This window comes from Tabrizicola sp. (assembly GCF_022842145.1).
Classification (GTDB): Bacteria; Pseudomonadota; Alphaproteobacteria; order Rhodobacterales; family Rhodobacteraceae; genus Tabrizicola.
This window is the reverse complement of sequence record NZ_JALHQD010000005.1, coordinates 177,166-200,945: the sequence shown is the minus strand read 5'-3', so window position 1 is coordinate 200,945 and position 23,780 is coordinate 177,166. Positions and strand designations below refer to the sequence as shown.

The following is a 23,780-nucleotide window of genomic DNA, read 5'->3' as shown; positions in this document are numbered from 1 at the left end:
CGGAATGCCGGTCGGCGAGATCGATACCGCCGCCGTTCTTCGCTGCCCTCAGCCGATCTGGGCGGCAAAGACTGAGACCGCGACCCGGCTTCGTGGGCGGATCGAGGCGGTTCTGTCTTGGGCGACTGTGGCGGGGTTTAGAAGCGACGACAACCCGGCGCGCTGGGCAGGCAACCTGAAAGATTTGCTTCCGGCTGCAAGCAAGGTATCGTATGAGAGCAACCATCCGGCTTTGCAGCTAGACGATGCTCCGAGATGGTTTGCAGATATTCGCGAAAGCGAAAGCTTGCCTGCTCGCGCCTTGGAGTTTCTGGCGTCGACAGCCGCTCGATCGGGCGAAGTCAGGGGAGCCACATGGGAGGAAGTCGATTTTAAAAAGTCACTTTGGATCATCCCAGCCCATCGCATGAAGTGCGGCGAGAACATAGTGTGGTGCTGACCGCAGAATCTGTGGCTCTCCTGAAAGACCCTTCCGAGATTTAGCGGCACGCTGCTCCTATTCCCTGGTGCGAGAATTGGCCTACTTTAGGACATGGCCCTTTCGATGCTTATGAAACGCCAGCACATAGCACAGGTCGCGGCCGGCTACCGGGGGTACCTTGACCGCGTAAGCAAGCGCCCGCCCCGTGCCGCACGGAATGCGAAGCACGTTTCTTGGCGGCCGAGAGGACTGAGTATCCTGGTGAGATGGCAGAGGTCGCGCTAGCGCACCGGATCAGCAACACAGTGGAGGCAGCGTACAGGCGGGGTGATATGGTTGAGAAGCGCCGCGCTATGATGGCTGATTGGGTGGCATTTTTTGGAAGGTCGGTAGTCGTGACGAAGTCTTCGCATCAGATTGATGGCATTTGCAGTTTGAAGGGATTGCTGAGTCGTGCCTGCAGAGTATTCTCACCTATACAATGCAAACGGAGGTAATTCTGGGCCACTTACGCGTCGGACTGAAAGATTCCGTCAAAATGAAAGTTGGCTTCCGTTCGCAGAGTGAAGGAATCGCGCGATCAGCGCATAGCGCTGTGACCAAGAAGGACCTTGAGACAACTTTTGCAATATTCTGAACGCCTACGTAAGGTGTCTTTCGTTTGCAATCACGTCGCAATCTATCGCACCGATGCTTCACTTGGGCCGCAACGCACGGGGCACAAACCGACGTCATCTCTAATCTGATAGGAGGACGATTATATCGAAGGACAATCATTCATCTGCCAACGGTTGGGGGGCTCTCGGTGACTTGGGGTGTTGAAGCTGCAGAGCGACTCGTCCTTGCAGTGCATGGCGCTGGCCTGGGGTGCCCTCCGCATTTTTTACGCCCAAGAGAGGATGAAAGGGCGCACCGATTTTCCGGGTGGCGCGATCTTATGGGTGATCTCGCAGACAACGTATCATTTGCTTTCACGCGACGCGATGTCTTGTCCGACCTGACCTATCCTGAGCGCGCCAAAGCACGAGCAAAGAACCTTGCGATTATTCGTAGAGGGTCGTTCGGCTGAAGTCTGGTATGGAGATGTTGACCGGCCACAAGACAAGTGACGGAGGCCTGCTTGAACGTATCGATCAGAAGCTCCCCTCACACTATCCCAACGCGATCGCGTTCCTCGAGGAGTTACTGTCGGCTACCAAATACCTGGAGGCCGAAATTGGAGACAGACCGCCCGTCGAGGACATAGGCACGACAGCACAGAGAGCGCTAATACGATCGCTGGCCGAGGTCTGCAGCAAGTTCTTTGGAAATAGCCCGTCAGATGGTTGGTTCGGGAGTACAACAACTATCGTGGTCCGTTTCCTGCGTTCGTGCTTAAGGCCTATGAGCCTTCTGGAGACCCAAAGAGAGCCAGTACAATAACGGTTGCTCTGCAGAGGCATTTTGTAAGGTAACGTACAGGCGGTGACAAAACTCGTCGCAATGTACTTTGGACTAGGCCGATAGCGTTTCGGCAGGTTGCGAGCATACGTACACAGCCGGAGTACGCAAGATGACGTCGCCTGAGGTTTTCCTATCTGACTTTGAACTGGCCGGCCGTTATGGTGTCCATCGCTCGACGCCTTGGCGCTGGGTAAAATCTGTTCCCGACTTTCCGAAACCGACTTCGCTTTCCCCAGGCTGCACCCGCTGGAAGCTTTCGGAAGTTGAAGCCTGGGAAGCCCGCCGCGCCTCCTGCGGCTGAAGGACAGCCTCGCCATTGATGGATGGGGCTGCAGGAAATGGCCCGGTCTTGCGTGCCCGTAATGTCCTGCCCAGTCCGTCGGTAGCCACCGGAGATAAAGATGCCAGACACTTACGCCGGGACTATCAAATCCCAGATCGCCCTCCGCCGTCATTGGACTTTAGTGCAGGAAGTGACGCCAGGCGCTTTGACCACCTGGGTCGTCGCCAACATTGCAAAGGCAAAATGGCTGTCAATGTGAACATTGCCCGCGATCTGTGGGGCGACCCCACTTTCAAGGATGAAGCGATGAGCCAGCGCGAGGCGTGGATCTGGCTTATTGCCAACGCTTCCTGGAAACCGAGAACGACGCGTGTCGTTGACCACATTGTTGACCTGCAGCGCGGTCAACTCGCTGCCTCCACGCGTTTTCTTGCAAGTGCGTGGATGTGGTCTGCACCGACGGTGCGTCGCTATCTGGCCAAGCTCGAGGATCAATGCATGATCTACCGAGATACCGGCGAAGGCCTGACCGTAACCATCTGCAACTACAACATTTATCAGAATGCGCCGCGTGGCAGTGACGCAGAAACGACGCAGCCTCCGGCGCAGCAGCGACGCAAACCAAGAAGAAGGGTGAAAGAAGGGAAGAAGATTCCGATGCTACCGCATTGGACGCTGAGCCGATCAGTCTGACGAAGGCAATTTTCGACGAGGGTGTGAGAGTACTCGTCAATTGTGGCATCCAAGAAACCGGTGCACGCAGGTTCGTGGGGAAACTCCGCAAGGACAATCCAGGGCAGGACGAACAGATACTCGAAACAATCATGGACTGCAGCAAGGCCGGCACCGTGGATCCGATCCCATGGATCACTGCACGACTTAAGCCGAGACCCCCTTCGCGTCCCTACGACCTCACCAACTTCGGGACGAACATCCAATGAGCATCCGCGGTTCCGAAATCGGGAAGCACCTGACGCGTTGGCTGGATCGCTATACCGTGCCTCTGCACCTGCGCGAGAATCCCAAAGCATCCCAGTCCGAAGCTGAAGCCCTCGCCCGTATTCTCTGCAAGTTCGCGCCAGTAGTGGACTACGAGGCGTTCTTGATCCAGGCGTCGATGATTCGGATATCAATGCATAAACCCGCGTCTGGCCAACTGTCGCGGAACTTGCTGCGGCCTGCTCCAATGTCATCAAGCGCGCTATAGTTCTGCCTCAACTGGCGGAAGAGCCAGGCCTTCGTCCGGTCGAGATCGTTTCTCGAGAATTGGAGCGCGGGGAGCCTGTCGGGGAAGCATATCTTTGGGGAGTTGGCGCAATTCAGTTGACCGCTGAGCTCTAATGGATGCGTCTACAATGCGCAACTATCGGATCGCAGCACTCAATAACCGTAGGGCAACGTATGGAGAAGACGCGGCCCTAGCGTGGGAAGTTGAGGCAAAGGTCCGGCATGAGGCGGCTAAGCTTCTCTACCACTCCATGAACGACCCTCGCTCTCCCCGCCGAGTGGCCTTGCCCGACAAGTCGGCTAAGCCGCAGTATATGGCGGATGATCGAGGGCTAGGAGGCGCAAACTGCGACGTGCGTTTCACCAGATACAAGAACACCTAGATCGTCTCACCAGACACCAGACGTGTCGCCAAGCCCAAAGAACGATGAAAGGCAATGGCCTTGTTACTTCGAAAAGCAGCCAAGCTTGATCGTCACGTGATCTTCATCGGTGAGTACCCGATGCACCAGAATACCTCGCGCGCGCGTTGACGACGGCTTTTTCGAACTCCCTCTCGCAGGTAATCAAAGGTAGCCCCACGAGCTGGAGGGGATGGGCCTGCCGTCGAACCTTCTCCACCCACCGGTCGCAGCCGCAAGTTTACGTTTCCCGGAATGCAGTCCGAAAGTAGTCCGTGAACGGTTTCAGCAGGTAAGACAGCGGCGTTCGGTCAGTCGTGCGGATAAAGACGTCGACAGGCATGCCGGGAACGATGTCCACGTCCCGCAACTGGCGAAGGGCCGCGGCATCAATGGCAACTTCCGTTCTGAAATAGCTCATTCCGGATCGATCATCCGTCAGAGCGTCTGCGGAGACGAGCGTTACCTGACCAACAACTTCCGGCGTCGTTCGGGATGGTAGCGACGAGAACACCAGTCGGACATCCTGGCCGGAATGGACCTCGTCGACATGAGTGACCGGCACCCGTGCGGCAACCAGAAGTGGCCTGTCCTGCGGGACGATGAACATCAGGGCATCCGCCGGCCGGATCACCGCCTGAGGCGTTGTAACCTGCATTCCCAGCACAAGGCCCGAGGCAGGGGATCTGACATCAAGCCGCGCAATCCGTTCCAGCAAAGCGCGCTCGTGCTCTTCCAGTTCACTCTGGCTTGCCACAAGATCGCGCAATTCCGCCTGGGCCTGCTCTTCCTGCTGGGTAAGCAATGCGGTGATCTCGATCTCGATTTCGGTGATGCGGCCCGCGGCTTCGGCGCGCGCAGACGTCAATTCGCCCAGCTGTCCCTTCAACTGCGCAAGCTCGCGTTCCAGCGCCGAGACGCGGGCGGACTGCGTCAGGCCTTTAGCCAGCAACTCACGCTGGGTGCCAAGTTCCTTGTCCAGCAACCCGGTCTGCGCGCGGATCGCATCCTGCTGCGCCGCGAAGCCCTCAATCTGGCTTTCGATCTGGCCGATGCGCGTCTGGCGCTGTTCTTGCGCCTGAGCCATCATCTTGGCTTGGTTGGCAAAAAGGCTTTGCTGACCGGCCAGCATCTCGGCCACATCGGCGCGCAAGGCGGCGGTCGAAAGCAGTTTCTCCGGGAAGCGGACCGCCGCGTTCGCGTCGCTTTGCGCCACAAGGCGTGCCTGACGCGCGGCAAGTTCCAGCAACTGGTTTTCAACGATCACCAGTTCAGAGTTCAGCGCACTGCCGTCCAGCCGCATCAGCACATCGCCAGCCAGAACCTCGGCGCCTTCCCGCACCATGATTTCCTCGATCACCCCACCGTCCGGGTGCTGGACAATTTGGCGATTCTGCGAAACCTCGATCTGACCCGGGGCGATGATCGCGCCTGCTAAGGTGGTCAGCGCCGACCAGGCACCCAGGCCGCCGACCAGCAACCCCAGCGTCAGAAACCCCCAAATGAGCGGGCGTGCCGCCGACCACTGCGCATCCGACGAGCTCATGCCGTGCTTCCCGGAGAGGCACGCTTCAGAAGTTCCGTGTGGTTCTTGACTTGGTCGCGCAGTATCTGATCGCGCAACCCGAAAGCTTTGCGCACCCCGCCTTCAAGGACCAGAAGCAGATCGCATTCCTGGATTGCTGCCGGCCGGTGCGCCATGATCAGGACGGACTTGCCTTCTGCCTTCATCGTGCGGATCGCTATGTTCAGCGCCATGGAGCCGGAATTGTCCAAGTTCGAGTTCGGCTCGTCCAGGATAAGCAAAGCTGGGTCACCATACAGCGCCCTAGCCAGAGCGATCCGCTGCATCTGCCCCCCCGATAGTCGGCCCCCGCCTGACGAGACGCGGGTGTCATAGCCATCCGGCAGCCGAACGATCATGTCATGCGCGTCAGCTTTCAGCGCCGCCTCAACGATCCGGGCACTGTCCGCCTGATCATCGAGCCGAGCTATGTTTTCGGCGATAGTCCCATCGAACAGAGTGATCCGCTGCGGGAGATAGCCGATTAGCCGTCCAAGTATGTCCGGATCATACTGTTCCAGCGCCGCCCCATCGAGCCGGATTTTCCCGGCCATAGGACGCCAAGCACCGGTCAGTGCGCGGGCAAGCGTCGACTTGCCAGCTCCTGACGGCCCAATCACACCAAGCGCTTGGCCGGGTTCCAGCCGAAAGCTGACCATACGCAAAAGAGGAACTGGCTCGCCAGGGGCACCAACACTCAGCGCCTCGACATCAAGTAAAGATTTCGGGCGGGGCAGAGCCGTCCGTGCCTGCGGCGGCGGAGTGCACGAAAGAAGTTCAGACAGCCGTTGCCACGCGTCACCAGCCTTCTGCGCAAGGGTCCATTGCCCAACAACAATCTCTATCGGCGAAAGGGCGCGGCCCATCAGGATCGAGCCTGCAATCATTGCGCCTGCACTCAGTTCCTCCTTTAGAACCAGCCAAGCTCCTAAGCCAAGCACTGCAGATTGCAGAAAAATGCGAAACGTCTTGGTTAATGACCCGAACCAACCCAAGACTCCCGCCGCAGAGATGGCCTTGCTTAGAGCAGTTTTACGCACCTTTTGCCAGCGGTCGAACCCCGCGCCAGACATACCGAGAGCATGCATTGTTTCGGCCTCAGCCTTCATCAAGTCCGCCATACGATCGGCCTGAAACGCGGTAAAACCGGCCTCCTTCTGCAGTCCCTGTGAAAGAACCTGGTTGAATGCGGATGCGAGAATCAGAATAGCCGCCCCACCCACGGCTAGCCAACCTATAAAGGAGTGAAAGATGAAGAGCACTACTATGAAAAGCGGGGTCCACGGGAGATCCAAAATGGCAAGAATGACTGAAGACCCAAGAAAGGTCCTGATGGCTTCAAGGTCACGCTGAGCGGTGAGCGCCACCGGATCACTCGGAACCCTAGACGACCTTTGCATCGCTGCGGCGAACACACGTCGCTCCAACCGTTCCTGAAAGCGCGCACCGGCGAATGCCATTATCTTGCTCCGAGAGTGCTCAAGCACTCCCATGACCAAGAACAGGAAGATCACGAGAGCAGAGAGCGCAACTAGCGTTGCCTCGGACCTAGCGCCAAGCACTCGATCATAGACCTGCAACATGTATAGTGGACCGGTAAACATAAGGAGGTTGACAACAATACTGTACAATAAAGTCGCAAGGACGAGACCAGAAGACGCACTGAACGCAGACCACAGCTCTTTCCTGCCCTGTACCGAATCACGTTTCCGCATCTACGCCCCGCTATGCCATTCGCTCAACACAAGTCCGGGGCAAAGGTGAGTTGCCTGAACCAATTGAACAGTGAATAGATGCCATGAACTGATTGCCAAACCATTAATAAAGGGCCGCTCGGCATCTACAAGCCCACTATGCTAAGACAAAAAAAATTCGAAAAAACTTCTGGCAAACTGACTCGCATCGAGTTTTATGAATGAACCGACTCCTATTTCAATGCCGAGCGACGCTAAACCAAATAACGCATCACCAGTAATCTAAGGTGGAGTGTAGAAAATCAATACTTTTCCTACCAAGGAAAAGAATTTCAGATCCTCCCAAAAGGTTGACCACCACCCCTTCTGAAGATACCGACGCACTATGATCTATGAACTCCGAAATCGAACCCATACCAAGCGGCATCAATCCTACCAGGATGATCCTGTCATCGAACGCATGAAAATCCACAATTGTGGCTTGATGAAAAGCTGTCAAATCGAAGATAAAGGTGTCGCTTCCAAAGCCCCCAGACAGGAGGTCGCCCCCCCCCCCGCCAATGATCCAATCATCGTCCATCTCACCGAAAATCAAATCGTTTCCAGCACCGCCGACTAGCGTGTCATTTCCTTGGCCTCCTATCATGCGATCGTCGGATGGATAAGACGCTTTATCTTCGGGGTCCGACATTATAGAGGCAACATACTCTTCTAGATTGGTACTTGTGCCGAAAAGTGCGCTCCAGAAATCTAATGATAGTTGCGACCCACCAAGGACAAAGTCATCACCACTCATGCCTCTCAAAGAGTCGGAACCTGTCCCACCAAACATAAAATCGTCACCACCACCACCGTCGGAGTAATCATCACCTATACCTAAAAGGATAACATCGCATCCCAAGCCACCTAGGGCCCGATCATCACCAGATCCCCCTAACATGGTGTCGTCGCCAGAGTTTCCCATCAGGACGTCTGCTCCGTCGCCTCCAATAACTAAGTCATCTCCAGTTCCGCTCTCAAGGATGTCATCTCCCATGCCACCAAAAATCGAATCATGGCCATCGCCTGAAACCATATAATCCGCGCCGTCGCCGCCATAGAGCTCATCATTGCCGGAGCCACCATCGAGAAGATCTTCACCAGCACCACCCAGAACGGTGTCATCACCATCCCCACCCTCAAGTGTGTCTTCACCTTCGCGCCCATCCAGGTAATCATTTCCCCAGCCGGCTTCGATCCTGTTTCGGCCAACTCCTCCGAACAGGGTGTCATTACCACTTCCTAGGATTAGGCTCTCAAATTCCGAGATAGTTACGCCCGTAGCGGGAATCGAAACGAAGTGATCCTGTAGATCAATGGAAACGCTCAGAGTCATACGGGAAAAATTGAGCATATCCTCTCCCGAACCCCCTACTATGGTATCAGAACCGGAACTCCAACCGATAGAATCGTTGCCATCTCCGCCCAGAACTAGATCGTCTCCGCTGCCCCCCTCTAGAACATCACTTCCTTCACCACCTAATAGCGTATCACTACCTTCATCGCCCAGAATTGTATCACTTCCATAGTAGCCAGCAATGGAGTCATTCTGAAGCCCCCCACTCATATGGTCTGGCCCTACGGTTCCAAGCAAAATGTCTGCGCGATCGTAGCCTTCGACGGTCGCACCATTGGCGCCTAGAGTGAGCACTATCATTACAGTTTCATCGGTGGAAAGCGTCAACTGCACTTGGCTAGGCAGGTTTTGAAGGCTAGACGTTCGAACAGTTACGGTAGGTTTCCCGTCAGATCCTTCCTCAACTTCATAGATGCTTACATGTTCTGTTCCAGCCGGGATCGTAAACTTACTAATGACGTCATTCCTGATGTTTCCAGTCTTGTTAGTCAGAAAGTAGACAATTCGGGATTCAGATCCAAACATGGCTGATTGAAGGTCGGAAATAGTTCCAGGATTGAAGATTGTCTGCTGGCCCGGCAACTGAGCAGCCATCATATCGAACGCAAGTCCTCCGAACGTTAATCCAGCGTACTGCGCTTCCCGGAGACCCGTATTGTAAGTTAGTTTAGTGTCATTGTTCTGCTGGACAGCCCAAACGTTCGCATGACTGACACCCGCATTCATCATCTCCTGCGTTAACAGAATCATTGAATCAAACTGCCTCAGTCCAAACTGATTTTCATTTCTTGCCGACACATTCCATTCAGTTACATACCGGCTCACGTTGGTATTGAATCCAGGGGTATTCCGCGCCAGATGCTCCCAATACTCGAATGGTCTATATGCCCATCCAGTGACGGCATGGTCGCCACCGTGAAGGTATCTGTGGGTAAGAATTCCATCTATGGCCGATTGTGATACTGGGTCCGATATCTGATTAAATATAGCTTCAGTTGCAGTAATATCGGCGGGCTTGCCCGCGGTGGGGAGGCCAAGCTCGGCGCGGGAATACCATTCCGCGTTTCCACCGGGGCCAACTTGGATAACAATTTCGGGATCTTCTTTGTTCCATTTGGGCTGGCCCAAGTTGTATTCAATGATAGCTTCTTGAATAGTTCGTGCCAGGAAGTTTGCCATTCGCCCGTAATCAACGGGACTCATCCTAAAGCCAAATAGGCTTTCATTATTGACCCACCATTCATTTCCTAGTTCAAATGCAACAATCGAGGTTTCGGCGGCCTTTGCTTCCTCAAGGGCAAAAAGGACAAAGTTATTTACAATGGACTCAGCATTGGGATCAATGATCCTTTTTCCGCTTGCATCGAACGTGTTCGTGAAGAGCCGATAGGTGGGAATCACAATGGTAGCAGACGCATTGATTGAGCCCGCGAATTCAAGAAAGGACGTTAGCGGCACCAGGCCTTTCTGGCCGGCCACCGGGTTGCCGGTATTGTTGGGATTCTCCATGTCGAAAAGATCTTCGGTCATGGTTCCGCCAGGGTACCTCATTGTTGAGAGCCCAACTTCAGACGCGAATGCTTGGTATGGTTGGGAAATTGCACCTGGCGTCCAGGCGCCGTCACGCGCAAACAGAAAGTTGGTCCCGAATAGATCGTCTGAGGCAGTAGTCCCCGTGTACTTCATTGTCCCGAAGGGCCACAGATTGATGTTTACCATTTTCGATCCTCTTTTTTTCAGTTGACCGCCCCAGCGTTAATAGTCGGTTTACATTTCGGATTTTCGCTGTCTTTTTAGATCTGAATTTCGGTAAAGTTTTGAGATGTTCGAGTGATCTGTGGCTTTTTTGCAACTTCATGTTATTGCGCCCGGTCTCCATGTCAAAGATGCCATTCGACCGATGGCCGCCGGTTGGCGGTCGTGGAGCGCGGGAGTTGCTGAACGTGAGTGCCGATACCTCGGTGTACGGTGCCAGGGGGGGCGGCGCGAACTCGATACAAAGTCTTCCAAGCGAGCAGTCCACATATCATCATGTTCCGCAGTGGCACCGGGTTCACCTCGATGGCGATCTTGTTCCGGTGGCAAGACACCACCGTCCAGTGGCACTACATCGCGCGCGGTGATTTTTGGCAGAATGGGTTCGTCGAAAGCTCCAACGGTCGATTCTGCGACGAATCCTGAACGAGGTGCTGTTCTCGACACTGACCGACAGCCGTGCCCAGATCGCGACGGAACCGCGCCAACTCCTCAGCTGCAAACGATGCGTCGAAGTTCTCGATCACCGTTGGGTGTGCCTCAGAAACGCACACGTTCGTTGGCGGGCAGTCAACGCCCCTTCATGTCAAGCCTTCTGCCAGTCAATCCTGCTAAGAACCTTGGCGGAGGGGCAGAAGAGATCCACGTGCTTAGCTACTCGGTTGCTGATGTTGCCCGGTGAATCCGTTGGCCGCTCTCTCTATGCCAATGGAAAACCAGCTAGCCGCACCCATGAAACATGGAGTTAACCAATCTTGGATTGTACCTACATCTCAGAACAATGGGCGATGTTGTGGAAACAGGAAGATAATTCTGACCCTTGGGTGGTGCGAGAAATCGAAAGACAAACGCATGTATGGTTCCCAGAGCCGAGAAGAACGCACAATGTAGAGATAGTTGGTTGTTCATTTCCGGTTCACTGTCCACCCGTTCGGCTCGTTTAACACTTCCTTAACTCTCGGGGCATAGTATGGGCGAAAGTTGATCAAATCTTAGGTGTTAAATGCATCCGAGCGAACTGAAGAACCAAGCCCTTGTCGCTGCTGCGATGGCAGAGCGCGAAGGGTTCGCTGCCACCGCAGAGGCTTTCAAGCTCCTGGCAATCGTTTGCGCTACAGAAGCCAAAGACCTGTTGGCGAACCAGTTTGAAGCCATGAAGCAAAGTGCGCAAACTGCAACCCAAGAGAGATCGCACTTCTTCGCGCTTACTCATTAAGCGAATCTTTACCAAAAGGCACTCTTCTTGCGGCACACGCTGCTTGGAGATTGCTCACAATGAGACAATGGCAAAAGGACGCGCTTAAGGTCATCCGGGAAGCCCGCCTCCACGCGAACAGGAATTCGGACGACCGCCTACACCAGGCTTGTAGCCGCGCGATTGAAGCAATGGTGATGGAGGGCGGTCAGGTTCCTTCCGAACTGCGCGTCTATGCTCGACAAACTCGTGAACTCTGTGGGGGGACGCTACGAGGGCAATCTCCGTTCTTGTAAATCAGCTTGCGGAGTGAGAAGCATAAATCTCTTTCAACTCTACAACCACCTTGGACCTGTCGCGGTTTTGTTCCGGTCTTTTGCGATCAACTCGCCATCAAGCAGACCGGATATGGCAGCGATACACAGCGACGAGTTCAAGCGTGATGCGGTTCGCATCGCACAGACCAGCGGCCTGACATGGCGTCAGGTTGCGTCTGATTTGGGGGTTGGGCTTTCTACCCTGAACAAATGGGTGAAGAAGGTTTCTGACGAGGCAGGTCCACCCGACTCCGACCAGAACCTTTTGCGCGAGAATGAGCGGCTTCGGCGTGAGAACCGGATTCTCAAGGAGGAGAGGGAACTGCTAAAAAAGGCCACTCGGTTCTTCGCGGCCCAAAAGCCGAGAAGTTCGCGTTTCTGGACGACTATCAGGGGGCGCTTTCCAGGGCGCATGCCTGCCGCGTGATGGGGGTAACGGATCGAGGTCTTCGGGCTTGGAAGCATCGGCCTGTATCCCATCGGCAGCGGCGCGACATGTTGCTTTTGGCGCATATCCGCAATCAGCATAGATCGAGCCAGGGCAGCTATGGCCGCCCAAGGATGACTGAAGATCTGAACGAGTTGGGGTGCGTGTCGGGCACCGTCGGGTGGGTCGTTTGATGCGGCAGAATGCCATTTCAGTGGTCAGAACCCATAAATTCAAAGCAACCACCGACAGCGACCACACATTCAACATAGCGCCGAATCTCCTGCAGCAGGATTTCGCCGCGAGCCAACCCAACCAGAAATGGGCTGGTGACATACCTATGTCTGGACGCGGGAGGGCTGGGTCTATCTGGCAGTCATCCTGGACCTGCATTCACGGCGGGTGGTCGGCTGGGCTATCAGCAGTCGCATTAAGAAAGACCTGGCGATCCGCGCCCTGAACATGGCCATCTCTCTGCGCAGGCCACGGAGGGGATGCATTCACCACACGGACCGCGGCAGCCAATACTGTTCGCACGACTACCAGAAAATCTTGCGCAACGATCGACTGGTGGCGTCAATGAGTGGCAAAGGAAATTGTTATGATAACGCCGCCGTCGAGAGTTTCTTCAAATCCCTCAAGGCAGAACTGGTCTGGCGCACGAACAAGCAGACCCGTCAAGACGTCGAAGTTGCCATCTCCGAATACATCAACGGCTTCTACAATCCACGCCGCAGACGCTCAGCCTTGGGCCGGAAAAGCCCCGTGGCTTTCGAACGCAAAGCCGCTTAACATGAGCACCTGACCGGAACAGAACCGCGACAGGTCCAGAGTGTCTTGAAGTTCGGTAAAGGCGTGTGCCCGATCGGGCGCGTTCCATCGGGCGATCTAGAAACCGCGGTCATCAAGGAGCTTCGGGCGCAGTTCCGGCAGCCGGAGATCATCGCGGGGACTTGGATGGCGGCGCGGGCGCATGATGCCCGCATCACCGAAGCGGACGCAACGGCGGCGCTGCAGTGGCTGGATACGCTGTGGGACGAACTGTCCCCCGCCGAGCAGTCGCGCATGGTGGCGTTGCTGGTGGAGAGGGTGAACATCGGTGAGGAGGGGCTGGACGTGCTGCCGTGAGTTGACGGTTTGTGTGGGCTAACGCGCGAGCTCCTCGCGAAGGTTGGAAACGTCGTATGAAGCTGGGAAGTATTCATAAAGCTCTAACCTTTCCCCATCATTCTCAACCGTGGCGCGAGTCGCCCAATAAAGATATCAACTTGATACCGAACCTGAAACTCTTAGCACTGCGAACGACGAAAAATGGAACGACCTAGCACGGGATAGGCACCGCCAAACACAATATGACAGATCAGGCGTGGTCAGGATGATGGCAACTTAGAGGGTAAGCAGCGCGCCGACGTCATATCGCTCCGTGTTCCGTTCCGCATTGTGCGGCGCGGCGGGCGGAAGAAAATGCAGTTGCTGGACGGCGCAGCAAACCCGTACCGAAGCGACAACACTCTGATCAAGGTGTTAGCGCGGGCCTTCCGGTGGAAGCGAATGCTAGAATCAGGGGAGTTCGCCACCATCGCCGAACCGGCCGAGCGAGAGAGGCTCGCCTCCTCTTACATGACGCGGTTGCTGAAACTGACATTACTTTCGCCAGAGATAGTTGAGAAAGTCCTTAGCGGAGTATATGACCCTAAGGTTACCCTGGCACGTATCTTAGTGCCGTTTTCACAACAGTGGTCAAAGCAAGCGTGGAAAGCTCGGTAACAGCGTTGGACGCGCGTACAGTAATTGATTTTCAGCGCATTCTCACCGGGGCCCTTGGGCTAAGTTCTATGAACTTCCAGGATTGATCTAATGACAAGACTTCGTGGGCAAAACGGGAATTGAGTTCCTTCGAGAAGGGTGCGCAGATCCACGTTGGCGCACTGCTAGCTGCCGCGCAGCAAGTTCGCTACGCTGTCTGCATCAATTCGACTGGTACGTGCCGTCCGGCCTGCCCTTCCGACTCTTTATAGAAACCCTTTGACGCGCAGTATGCTCCTTGGGCAGCTTTCTACGCGTCCGTGGAAACTCGACGGGGACATGGTAGCGTCCCAGCTGATGAGCTTTGCCAGAACAAAGACTTTTGATGCTCTCGTCCGTGATCTGGCGACCGCGCCGGTGCAGGAAGGTCCTGCGGCGCAGTTGTCAAACCTGGTTGTCATTGGATGGGGGCGGCATGACCGACTGTGTCTGCCGCGGGCAGCGTTGCGGTCAGGCGCGACTTCCATGAGCCTTGCATGGTCAACATGCGCCGCTGGCGTAGTCGCGTATTTCTTGACCGCTTTGGGCACAGCGGATGGAAAGCCATTGTTTCAGGTTGAGACGCTGGTCAACCCGCAGCTTGCGATTCGTGTTGCGGTCAGTTCGATCCTCGTTTTTGGGGTGTCGGCGCTTATTGTCAGCCTTCGAAAGAGGTAGACTGTCTTACGCATTCTCTCCGCTGGCCGGGTGGTGCCTCGACCCCTTCGGCCTCCAGCCATTCCAGCACTGCGCCCCAGACGTCCTGCGGCGCTGGGCGGTTATGTAACCCAGGACCGCCTCAAGCTTGCGGCACAGATCTTCGGGGACTGTTTTGGGCCACGGCATGCGGGAGGACTTAGCAGGAACATTATCCGCCCGGAAGTTGCGGCTAGAGGAAATGTTGACACAACTCCCCGACCACCTGCGTGGTGTGCCATGTGCAACCTATTCCACCACACGACCTCAGCCGAGGCTATGCGCCATCTCTTTGACGGTATGGCTAATGAGGCGGGCAATATTCGAATCCGGGGAAGTCTATCCAGACCGAACCGCGCCAATCCTGACTGCTGGCGACGGCGGGCACGTCTTACTCAAGGCGCGTTGGGTCTCCCGTCGCCACCGCAGTTTCACAGCCCTTCAGGTATTGATCGAGGCGTGACCAAAGTTCGGAATGTAGACTCTCCCCACTGGCGGCGATGGCTAAGTGCGGCCAACCGCTGCCTGGTGCCGGTGGATCGGTTTGCCGAACCTCGCGCCGGCGGCAGGGGAGCCGGAAACGCCTGATTCAAGCTGGCGGCAGATCGGCCCATTTTCTTCGCTGGTATTTGGGCGCCCGCCTGGACCTCGATCCGCAAGCTAAAGGACGGCGCGACCACGGACGTCCTCTTCGCTTTCCTCACCTGTTAACCTAACGACGAAGTGGCGCCTATCCATCCCAAGGCGATGCTGGTGATATTGACACAGCCGGATGAGTGGGCGGCTTGGCTGTCGCTGGACTGGGGGCAGGCCAAGTCGCTGCAACGCTCACTGCACAATGGCGCTCTTGAGGTGTCCCATTAGAAGAACTGCCCGACCTTTCGGCCGTGCAGGCGTGTAAAGGTGTCATTGGGAAAAGTGGCAGCTCAAACTGATACGAGCCTCACGGGGACCGCGTTACTCGCACGACTGATTCCTACCGGTGCAGTTGGGCGCGATGATGGCACTGCCCTCCGTTTCGAGACCGAACAGCCATACAAGCGTTTTGGAGATGGTGGGTTGATTGATGGTTATGTTCGAGGGCGCACCAAGGTAATCAACGATTTCAAGGGTGAGTGGCGGACCCGGAGCGATTCGAACGCCCGACCCTCAGATTCGTAGTCTGATGCTCTATCCAGCTGAGCTACGGGTCCGCAATGTCGGGCGATGTAGCCTTGCACGCCGGGCAATGCAAGGGCGAAATCAAGGAGCGGGGTCGGTAGTTTCCTTGGGCAGGTGGATGGCGAACTCGGTGCCCTCGGCGTCGCTGCGGACCAGCTCCAACCGGCCGCCGTGACCGCGGACCAGTTCGGCGGCGATAGCAAGTCCAAGGCCGGTGCCGCCCTTCCGCGCACCGCCCTGGAAGGCGGCGAAAAGGTGCTCGCGCGCCTTCGGCGGCATGCCCGGACCGGTATCGCCAACCCGGACCCACCATTCACCCTCGTCCTCGCCAGCCGAGACCTCGATGGTGCCGGGCTGGCTGGTGGCCTCGATCGCCTGCCGGGCATTGCGGATCAGGTTGGACAACACGCGATAAAGCTGCTCGCCGTCGGCGCGGATGATCAGGCCCGGCGGCACCTCGATCAGGCAGGTGATCGAGCTATCAGCCCCCAGGGCTTCGCCCTCGACCACTTCGCCCACCAGCTGCGCCAGGTTCAGGCGGCGAAGCTGCGGCGGGGGTTCTTCGGCCTTGCCGAAGGCGAGGGTGGATTCGCACAGGGAGACCGCCCGGCTGATCGAATTGATCAGCTTCGGTGCCGCCCGGGTGACGACGGGGTCGGCGCTGCCCTCCAGCCGGTCGGCGAAAAGCTGCGCCGTGGTCAGGATGTTGCGCAGGTCATGGCTGATCTTTGCCACCGCACCACCCAGCTGGGCCAGCCGTTCCTTCTGCCGCAGCGCATTGGTCAACTGCATCTGCATTGACTGCAGAGCCTCTTCAGCCGCACGCAGTTCCTCGACATCCGCATTCGGCTCGATCACCCGGCGCGCGTCCTCGGGCGCTTCGGCATAGGTCTGCATGTGATGCACCACGCGGCGGATCGGCGTGACCAGCAGGCGTTGGACGGCGAGGAACAGCAGCAGCGCGGTGACGACGGAAATAAGGGCGGACAGGATCAGGATCCGCAGTCCATAATCCAGCATCGCCTCGCGCAGGGGCTTGGTCTCCATCGTCACTTCGATCAGCGTTCCAGCCTCCTGGACCGGATAGCCGATCACCCGCACCACGCGATCCTGCGGGTCCAGCAGACAGGCGAAGGCGTCGCGGATCAACTCCCACGGGCCGGCCATGCGTAGGTCGAACGTGTCATGGATCTCGCCGGGGACCGGGGACGAAAGCACCAGCTGCCGCACCTCGTCCCGCCGCAGGACGACGTTGTAGACCTCGGCGTTGGCCAGAAGCTCGGCCTCAAGTTCGGGCGAGACCATGTCTTCGGCCGCAAGCTGTGTGAGAGCGGCGATCTGCGCCTGCTTCAACCGGGTCAGCATGAAATCGGCCCGGAACCGCGCGATGGAAGGCACGAAGATCAGCACTTCGGCCAGCATCACGAAGATGACGGTAAGCATCAGGAAGCGTCCCGAAAGCGTCTTGAGAAATCTCTTGCGTCTTTCGGCCACCCGAACCTTCCTTGTCCGGCTTACGGGACCCAGCGTTGCACGAACCTGACCAGGCGCTTCAACGTTGGGCTGTCAAACAGCTTGGGGCTAAAATAGGCACCCGCCGCGCGTTTGGAAACCTCTCCCAGCGTCGGATAGGGCGCGACCATCGCGGCAATGGCAGACATCTTCAACTTGGACGAGATTGCAAGCGCCCAAACCCCGATCAGTTCGCCCGCCTGCGGCCCGACGATGCTGGCACCAACCGGGCGTCCTCGGACCACCATGACCTTCACCAGCCCATGGCCTTTCCCTTCGGCGAGCGCGCGGTCGTTGTGGGCGAACTCGGCCCGCACGACGGTGACTGCATCGCCATGCAGCTTGCGCGCTTCGGCCTCGGTCAGGCCCGCCTGGGCCAGCTCCGGGTCGGTGTAGGTGGCGCGGGACAGGGCGCGCGGGTCGGCCTTGGCGGGCAGGCCCAGGACGGCCTGGCGGATCACGATACCGGCGTGCCAGGCCGCAACCTGGGTGAACTGCAAGCCGCCCGCCACGTCGCCCACCGCATAGACGCGACGGTTCGTCGATCGCAACCGGGCGTCGACCGTGATGCCCTTCGGCGAGTAAGCCACTCCCGCAGCCTCCAGGTTCATCCCGTCCACCGCCACCTTGCGGCCAACGGCCAGCAGAAGGTGCGAGCCCTTGATGTGCCGCCCGTCGCCCAGGGTGACCTCGACTGCGCCCTTGTCCCCGGACAGCCGCACGACGGGCTGGCCTTCGACAAGAGTGATCTCCTCGGCCTGCAAGGCTTCGATCACCACGGCAGCAAGCTCCGGGTCCTCGCGACCAAGCACCTTTGCCCCCTCGATCACCGTCACCTCGCAGCCCAGCCGCCGATGCGCTTGCGCCATCTCCATCCCGATCGGGCCGCCGCCGATGACGATCAGATGCTCGGGACGTTCACGCAGGGCAAAGATCGTCTCGTTGGTCAGGTAGGGGACAGTCTCGACACCCTGAATCGGCGGCACCAGCGCCCGCGAGCCGGTGGCGATGACGAAACGCCGGGCGCGGACCACCGTGTCCCCGGCCTGGATTTCCCGCGGGCCGGTGAAACGGGCAAAGGCTCGGATCACCGTCGCGCCCAGACCCTCGAAACGCTCCTGACTGTCGACGGGTGCGATCTCGTCGATCACCGCCGCCACGTGATCTTTCACCGCGCCGAAATCCACCTCGGGGGCGACTGCAGCGATGCCGCGGAACCCACGACGCTGTGCCTCGGCCGCCTTGGCTGCGGCGATCAGCGCTTTCGAGGGCACGCAGCCGGTGTTCAGGCAGTCGCCACCCATCTCGTCGGCCTCGATCAGCACGACACGCGCGCCCATCTGCACCGCACCGGCCGCAACCGACAGGCCGCCGGACCCGGCCCCGATCACGCAGATATCCGTCTCGATCCGCTGCATTCAATGTGCTCCCTTGATGGCCCGGATCAGCATCGGCAGCGCCGCCAAGGCGGCAAGGCCGAGAAGCGGAAACAGGACGGGCGGCGTGAAGATGATGCCAAGGTCCGGTGCCTCGCCCCGCGCGAAGACCTCGCCCAGACCCGACCCGACCGAGGTGAAGACCAGCGCGCCCGGAATGATCCCGACAAAGGTCGCGACGGCAAAGCGGTAAAGGCTGGTGCCGACGAAAGCCGGGATCAGGTTCGCGATGAAGAAAGGCACCAGCGGGACGAGCCGCATCAGGAACAGGACCGACCATTCATTCTCGCGCAGGGCCGCCTGCAGCCGTGCCGCCTTGCCGCCCGCAGTCTCCAGCTTTTGCGCCAGAGCCGCGCCGAACCCGGTGCGCGCGGCCAGAAAGACCAGAACCGCCCCCGTGCCCGCGCCCGCCACGTTGTAGAGGACGCCTGGAAAGAGGCCGAACAGGAACCCGCCCGTCAGCGTCGCCACCGTGCCGCCGGGCAGGCTTAGCGCCACGATCACCACATAGGCTGCCAGAAACCCCAGCACGGCCCAGAGATAATGCGCATCGCGGAAGGCCAGCAGGTCCTCGCGGTGGCGGGCAAGCGTCTCGAAACTCAGCTCATCGCGCAGCGCGATAGCCCCCAGAAGGGCCGCCGAAAGAATCACCAGGATCGGCAGGCGCTTCAGCCAGGTGGAAGCAGTGGGTGGTGCGGTGGCGGGTGGCATGTCGGGTCCTTGCATGGGGGCCGAACATGGCTCAGGACGCGACCGGGGGACAGGGGTTTCACGCCGCCTTGATCCCGGCCGGTGCGATCCGGTCCAGACTGAAACATTTCCCCGACCGCGGACGCGAAATGTTGCAGGAAATCCGCGCGGCCTGCGTTGACTTGGGCCGAAACCGCCCGTAAAGGACGGGCTTCAAGTTACGGGCCCTCGAATCCACCGGGTTCGGGTCATGTCTAATGGAGAGCCGCGATGAAGCGCACCTTTCAACCGTCGAACCTGGTTCGCAAGCGCCGTCACGGCTTTCGTGCGCGCATGGCCACCAAGAACGGCCGTCTTGTCCTCGCCGCACGCCGCGCCAAGGGCCGTCACAAGCTGTCCGCCTGATCACGCGCCCCCAGGGGCGTCAGGGTAAGCATATGACACCGCCGGAGACCCAGGGCCAAGGCATCTTAGCCGAAGCGCCCAACGGCTTTCCGGCGGTTTCGCTTTGCGTGATGCAAAAGCGCGCCGATTACCTCAAGGCAGCCTCGGCCCGGCGTCAAGGCACGGGCGGCTTCCTGCTGCAGGCCCGGGATCGGGCTGACGGCGACCCTCTGTCCCGCATTGGTTTCACCGCGTCGAAAAAGATCGGCAACGCCGTGCTGCGCAACCGCGCCAAGCGCCGCCTGCGGGCCTTGGCGCGCGAGGTGCTGGGTCCCCGCGCCCGGCCTGGCTGGGACTACGTTCTGGTTGCCAGGCCTGAGGCCACCGTCTCACGCCCCTACACCGACCTGCGTGCGGATCTAGAGCAGGCTCTGCTTTCCGTGCATCGAGGCCGGGCATGACGCCGCTTGCGCACCTTGCCGCGCTGCCCGTCCGCGCCTACCGCCTGCTCTTGTCGCCCTGGGTGGGACATGGCTGCCGCTTTCAGCCCACCTGTTCGGCCTATGCGCTTGAGGCGCTGGAACGGCATGGCGGTCTGAAAGGCAGCTACCTGACAGTGCACCGCATCTGCCGCTGCCACCCCTGGGGCGGGCAGGGCTATGACCCGGTACCGGGTGCCGACCCGGAGCACGACGCTGACCGCTAGGTCACTGCATCGTCGCGATGATCGCGCGCAGGGTCTCGATACCCTCGCCCTTTTCGGAACTGGTCACGACAAGCTCGGGATAGGCCGCCGGATGCTTTCCCAGCGCGCCCTTCACCTGTTCGATCACCGCTTCGCGCTCGACCCGGTTGATCTTGTCGACCTTGGTCAGCACCGCCTGGAAGGTCACGGCCGAGCGATCCAGAAGCTGAAGGATCTCTTCGTCCACCGCCTTGACCCCATGCCGCGCATCGATCAGCACGAAAGCGCGGCGCAGGGTGACGCGGCCTGACAGATACTGCTTCAGCAGCGCCTGCCACTTCGCGACAATGGCGACCGGCGCTTCAGCGTAGCCATAGCCCGGAAGGTCGACCAGATACCGTTCCTCGCCCAAGGCGAAGTAGTTGATTTCCTGCGTCCGACCAGGCGTGTTCGAAGCCCGGGCCAGCGTTTTGCGGCCCGTCAGCGCATTGATCAGGCTGGATTTTCCCACGTTCGAGCGCCCGGCAAAACAGACCTCGAGCCGGTCGGCAGGGGGCAGGCCGGACATCGCCACCACGCCCTTCACGAAGGTGACGGGGCCGGCGAACAGCAGCCGTCCAGCCTCACGGGCTTCGTCCTCGGGCTCCGGCGTCAAAGTGAAGGTCATTGCCATCAGTGCACCTCGTCTCCCACGGCGACTTTGCCACCCTCGATCACCCTGGCGAAGACGCCAAAGTCGGTGTGACCGTAGCGACGCTCAAGCGCCCCCATCGTATCGGCATCCTGCTGCCCGGTCTGCGGGTTGGCCCCGGTAGCCCGGCAGCGGCCGATCGGCTCTTCGATCCGCAGCCGGGCTTCACCTATGGTGATCTCCTGCCCGACCAGATCCAGTTCGGCCATCGGAAGCCAACCTTCGATCCAGATATTGCCCCGGAACCGGTGTGGCGACAGGTCACGGCCGATCTGCGCGCCCAGTTGCGCCAATGAAGAAACCGAGTTTATCGACACCAGGGGCTGGTCCTGATCCGTCAGCGCGTGACCCGGGACCCGGATAACGCGCGCTGGCTCTGGCCGCGTTTCCGGCCAGAGGGGGCGCAGCCAGGCGATCAGCCGCGCGGCATCCGTCGGATCATCGGGCGTGAAGCTTTCTGTCGGGCGGCGCGGATGGCTTAGCGTCACATTTCCTGCCCGCTCGTCGGACGTGCAGGAGATTGCCATCAGCTCTGCCGAACCCCAGCCGCGCAGGAACTGCAGTTTGGGTGCCCAACCGGGTGGTTCGGATAACCGGGCTGCAGCATGAGCAACCGCCCAAACCCGGTCGAAGGGGAACGCCGCGCCTTCGGTCAGCCTTGCCTCTGCCACCTGCTCGAAGCCGGCGGACTTGATAGGGTGGCGCACCAGTTGCGCGACGCGCCCCCCGGCCGGATCGGTCACTTCTTGCCCTTCTTGGCGGGAGTCGGGGTCGGTGGGGCAGGAGGCTTGGCTTTCGCCTCGACCCGCGCCGCCTTGGCCGAGCGGATGTTGTCGAAGATGTCGGGCCGCTTTCCGTGGCTCCACATGATCAGGTACTGCTGCATGAAGGTGATCGTGTTGTTCGTGATCCAGTAGACCACCAGGCCGCTGGCGAAGCCGCCCAGCATGAACATGAACACCCAAGGCATCCACGCGAAGATCGACGCCTGCACCGGGTCGGTCGGTGCCGGGTTCAGCTTCTGCTGCAGCCACATGGTGATGCCCAGAAGGATCGGCAGAATGCCGATGAAGATCAGGTGAAGCACCGACCCCGTCGGCGGCGCAGCCCAGGGCAGCAGGCCGAAGAAGTTGTAAAGCGACGACGGATCGGGTGCCGACAGGTCCCGGAGCCATCCGAAGAATGGCGCGTGGCGCAGTTCGATGGTGACGAAGATCACCTTGTAAAGCGCAAAGAAGATCGGGATCTGGATCAGGATCGGCAGGCAGCCCGCGGCCGGGTTGACCTTCTTGTCCTTGTAAAGCTGCATCATTTCGCGCTGCAGCTTCTGTCGGTCATCCCCTGTGCGTTCCTTCAGGGCTTCCATCTCGGGCTGAAGCTCTTTCATCCGCGCCATCGAGACGTAGGACTTGTAGGCCAGCGGCAGCACCAGGAACTTGAGGAAGAAGGTCAGCGCGATGATGGCAATGCCCATGTTGCCGATGTGCACGTTCAGCCAGTGCAGGACGGCAAAGATCGGCTTGGTCAGGAAGTAGAACCAGCCCCAGTCGATCGAATCGAGGAATCCCGCAATGCCGCCCTCGTTCTCGTAGGCGCGGATCGTCGCCCATTCCTTCGCCCCGGCGAAGAACTGGATCGTCGAGGTGGCACTCGCCCCCGCCGCGACCGAGACGACGGGTTGGCGCACCTCCGCCTGGTAGATGCCGGCGCTGGGGACATATTTCAGCACGGACTTGAACGGTTTGCCCTGCTCGGGGACCAGCGTCGTCATCCAGTAATGGTCGGTAAAGCCGATCCAGCCGTCGGTGGTGGCTTCGGTGACTTCGGCGGGCAGGCCTTCGCGGGCGTCGACTTCAAGCTCGGTGATGTCAACGTAGTCGGTCTCAAGGAGCTTGCCGTCAGTCCGCTGGATCGCACCTTCATGAACGACGAAGATGTTCTGCAGTTTCGGCAGGCCATGCCGGGCGACGATGCCATAGGGTTGCAACGCCACCGCGGCGGACGAGCTGTTCTGGACGGTGTCGGTCACGGTGAACATGAAGTCTTCGTCAACCGAGATTTCGCGTAGGAAGGTCAGGCCCTTGCTGTTTTCCCAGCGCAGCGTCACCGGCTGGTCGGGCGTAAGCGTCGCGCCGGCAGTGGTTGTCCAGGCGGTGTTGGCGTCGGGAACATCCGTGACGTCGAGACCGGTGCCGGGAAGCCAGCCGAAAACCGAGTAATATGAAAGCTCTTCGCCCACCGGAGACAAGAGGCGCACGATCGGCGCGCCCGCGTCCAGCGACTCGCGGTAGGTCTTCAGCGAAAGGTCGTCGATCCGGCCGCCCCGCAGGGACAGCGAACCGGAAAGCTTTGGCGTGTCGATCGCCAGCCGCGGCGCTTCGGGGACCGGGTCAGCCTCGGTCTGGGGCTGGGTCGGCGATGTTTCTGCCGGTGCTGTCACGACAGCCTCGGTGCCGGTCTGCCCGGTCACGGCGGTCTGCGCCGGCGGCTCCGGCGGCGGGAAGAAGATGAACCAGACGAGCATCACCGCCGCGCTTAGAACCATCGCGAGGATGAGATTCTTGTTGTTCTGCTCTTCCATGCCGCCAACCACCATGCTGATCGATCAGCGGTGCTT

General features: G+C 59.0%; 18 protein-coding genes, 1 tRNA gene and 1 pseudogene. 10 read left to right on the top strand and 10 right to left on the bottom strand.

Going from position 1 to position 23,780, the window contains the following annotated elements; all coding sequences use genetic code 11:
- Positions 1 to 4 precede the first annotated feature (4 nt).
- The 3 genes from Q0C42_RS13790 (at position 5) to Q0C42_RS13785 (ending at position 2,840) form a co-directional block, all read left to right on the top strand.
- Positions 5 to 439 carry a hypothetical protein gene (locus Q0C42_RS13790; protein WP_295077119.1) on the top strand — a complete coding sequence of 145 codons (435 nt, stop codon included), beginning with the start codon at positions 5 to 7 and terminating at the stop codon, positions 437 to 439.
- Positions 440 to 1,973: 1,534 nt separating this feature from the next.
- Positions 1,974 to 2,165, top strand: coding sequence for a helix-turn-helix transcriptional regulator (locus tag Q0C42_RS21650; RefSeq protein WP_367115742.1), 192 nt, complete (start codon positions 1,974 to 1,976; stop codon positions 2,163 to 2,165).
- Between the two features lie 225 nt (positions 2,166 to 2,390).
- Positions 2,391 to 2,840, top strand: a complete 450-nt coding sequence (locus Q0C42_RS13785) for a hypothetical protein (protein WP_295076882.1) — start codon at positions 2,391 to 2,393, stop codon at positions 2,838 to 2,840.
- Between the two features lie 1,176 nt (positions 2,841 to 4,016).
- Here Q0C42_RS13785 and Q0C42_RS13780 read toward each other — a convergent pair.
- The 3 genes from Q0C42_RS13780 to Q0C42_RS13770 form a co-directional block, all read right to left on the bottom strand.
- A complete protein-coding gene (locus tag Q0C42_RS13780) occupies positions 4,017 to 5,321 on the bottom strand; it encodes an HlyD family type I secretion periplasmic adaptor subunit (RefSeq protein ID WP_295076880.1) in 1,305 nt (434 codons plus the stop codon).
- On the bottom strand, positions 5,318 to 7,054 hold the full coding sequence (locus tag Q0C42_RS13775; protein ID WP_295076878.1) for a type I secretion system permease/ATPase: 1,737 nt from the start codon (positions 7,052 to 7,054) through the stop codon (positions 5,318 to 5,320). Before Q0C42_RS13775 ends, Q0C42_RS13780 begins: the two co-directional genes overlap by 4 nt.
- 250 nt (positions 7,055 to 7,304) lie before the next feature.
- Positions 7,305 to 9,959 (bottom strand): calcium-binding protein, encoded by a 2,655-nt coding sequence (locus tag Q0C42_RS13770; protein ID WP_295076876.1) that lies wholly within the window; start codon positions 9,957 to 9,959, stop codon positions 7,305 to 7,307.
- Between the two features lie 501 nt (positions 9,960 to 10,460).
- Here Q0C42_RS13770 and Q0C42_RS21645 point away from each other — a divergent pair.
- The 4 genes and pseudogenes from Q0C42_RS21645 to Q0C42_RS13750 all read left to right on the top strand — a co-directional run bounded on the left by Q0C42_RS21645 (position 10,461) and on the right by Q0C42_RS13750 (position 14,586).
- Positions 10,461 to 10,610, top strand: a complete 150-nt coding sequence (locus Q0C42_RS21645) for an integrase core domain-containing protein (protein ID WP_367115741.1) — start codon at positions 10,461 to 10,463, stop codon at positions 10,608 to 10,610.
- A 1,177-nt stretch (positions 10,611 to 11,787) separates the two neighbouring features.
- A pseudogene (locus Q0C42_RS13765) lies at positions 11,788 to 12,915 on the top strand (IS3 family transposase).
- 63 nt (positions 12,916 to 12,978) lie between these two features.
- Entirely contained in the window at positions 12,979 to 13,251 is a 273-nt protein-coding gene (locus Q0C42_RS13760) for a hypothetical protein (protein ID WP_367115740.1), read from the top strand.
- 975 nt (positions 13,252 to 14,226) lie between these two features.
- Positions 14,227 to 14,586, top strand: coding sequence for a hypothetical protein (locus tag Q0C42_RS13750; protein ID WP_295076870.1), 360 nt, complete (start codon positions 14,227 to 14,229; stop codon positions 14,584 to 14,586).
- A 1,134-nt stretch (positions 14,587 to 15,720) separates the two neighbouring features.
- On the opposite strand, the gene Q0C42_RS13745 is transcribed toward Q0C42_RS13750, so the two are convergent.
- The 4 genes from Q0C42_RS13745 to Q0C42_RS13730 all read right to left on the bottom strand — a co-directional run bounded on the left by Q0C42_RS13745 (position 15,721) and on the right by Q0C42_RS13730 (position 19,424).
- Positions 15,721 to 15,797: transfer RNA gene (locus Q0C42_RS13745), tRNA-Arg, on the bottom strand.
- A 49-nt stretch (positions 15,798 to 15,846) separates the two neighbouring features.
- Positions 15,847 to 17,208, bottom strand: coding sequence for a HAMP domain-containing sensor histidine kinase (locus tag Q0C42_RS13740; RefSeq protein WP_295076866.1), 1,362 nt, complete (start codon positions 17,206 to 17,208; stop codon positions 15,847 to 15,849).
- A gap of 71 nt (positions 17,209 to 17,279) precedes the next feature.
- Positions 17,280 to 18,695: an FAD-dependent oxidoreductase gene (locus tag Q0C42_RS13735; protein ID WP_295076863.1), complete on the bottom strand. Its 1,416-nt coding sequence runs from the start codon at positions 18,693 to 18,695 to the stop codon at positions 17,280 to 17,282.
- On the bottom strand, positions 18,696 to 19,424 hold the full coding sequence (locus tag Q0C42_RS13730) for a VTT domain-containing protein (protein WP_295076859.1): 729 nt from the start codon (positions 19,422 to 19,424) through the stop codon (positions 18,696 to 18,698).
- Between the two features lie 249 nt (positions 19,425 to 19,673).
- Here Q0C42_RS13730 and rpmH point away from each other — a divergent pair, with 249 nt between their 5' ends.
- The 3 genes from rpmH to yidD are packed head-to-tail and all read left to right on the top strand — an operon-like array spanning position 19,674 to position 20,493.
- Positions 19,674 to 19,808: a 50S ribosomal protein L34 gene (rpmH, locus tag Q0C42_RS13725; protein ID WP_125324946.1), complete on the top strand. Its 135-nt coding sequence runs from the start codon at positions 19,674 to 19,676 to the stop codon at positions 19,806 to 19,808.
- A 32-nt stretch (positions 19,809 to 19,840) separates the two neighbouring features.
- Positions 19,841 to 20,248 carry a ribonuclease P protein component gene (gene rnpA / locus Q0C42_RS13720; protein WP_295076853.1) on the top strand — a complete coding sequence of 136 codons (408 nt, stop codon included), beginning with the start codon at positions 19,841 to 19,843 and terminating at the stop codon, positions 20,246 to 20,248.
- Positions 20,245 to 20,493, top strand: coding sequence for a membrane protein insertion efficiency factor YidD (gene yidD / locus Q0C42_RS13715; protein WP_295076850.1), 249 nt, complete (start codon positions 20,245 to 20,247; stop codon positions 20,491 to 20,493). The genes rnpA and yidD overlap by 4 nt, the downstream gene beginning before the upstream one ends.
- Position 20,494: 1 nt before the next feature.
- Here the strand turns inward: yidD and yihA are convergent, their stop codons facing one another.
- Genes yihA through yidC form a run of 3 tightly spaced genes read right to left on the bottom strand, consistent with a single transcriptional unit; the run spans position 20,495 to position 23,744 of the window.
- Positions 20,495 to 21,145: a ribosome biogenesis GTP-binding protein YihA/YsxC gene (yihA, locus tag Q0C42_RS13710; RefSeq protein WP_295076847.1), complete on the bottom strand. Its 651-nt coding sequence runs from the start codon at positions 21,143 to 21,145 to the stop codon at positions 20,495 to 20,497.
- A complete protein-coding gene (locus Q0C42_RS13705) occupies positions 21,145 to 21,906 on the bottom strand; it encodes an MOSC domain-containing protein (protein ID WP_295076844.1) in 762 nt (253 codons plus the stop codon). Before Q0C42_RS13705 ends, yihA begins: the two co-directional genes overlap by 1 nt.
- Positions 21,903 to 23,744 carry a membrane protein insertase YidC gene (gene yidC / locus Q0C42_RS13700; RefSeq protein WP_295076841.1) on the bottom strand — a complete coding sequence of 614 codons (1,842 nt, stop codon included), beginning with the start codon at positions 23,742 to 23,744 and terminating at the stop codon, positions 21,903 to 21,905. Before yidC ends, Q0C42_RS13705 begins: the two co-directional genes overlap by 4 nt.
- Positions 23,745 to 23,780: the final 36 nt, after the last annotated feature.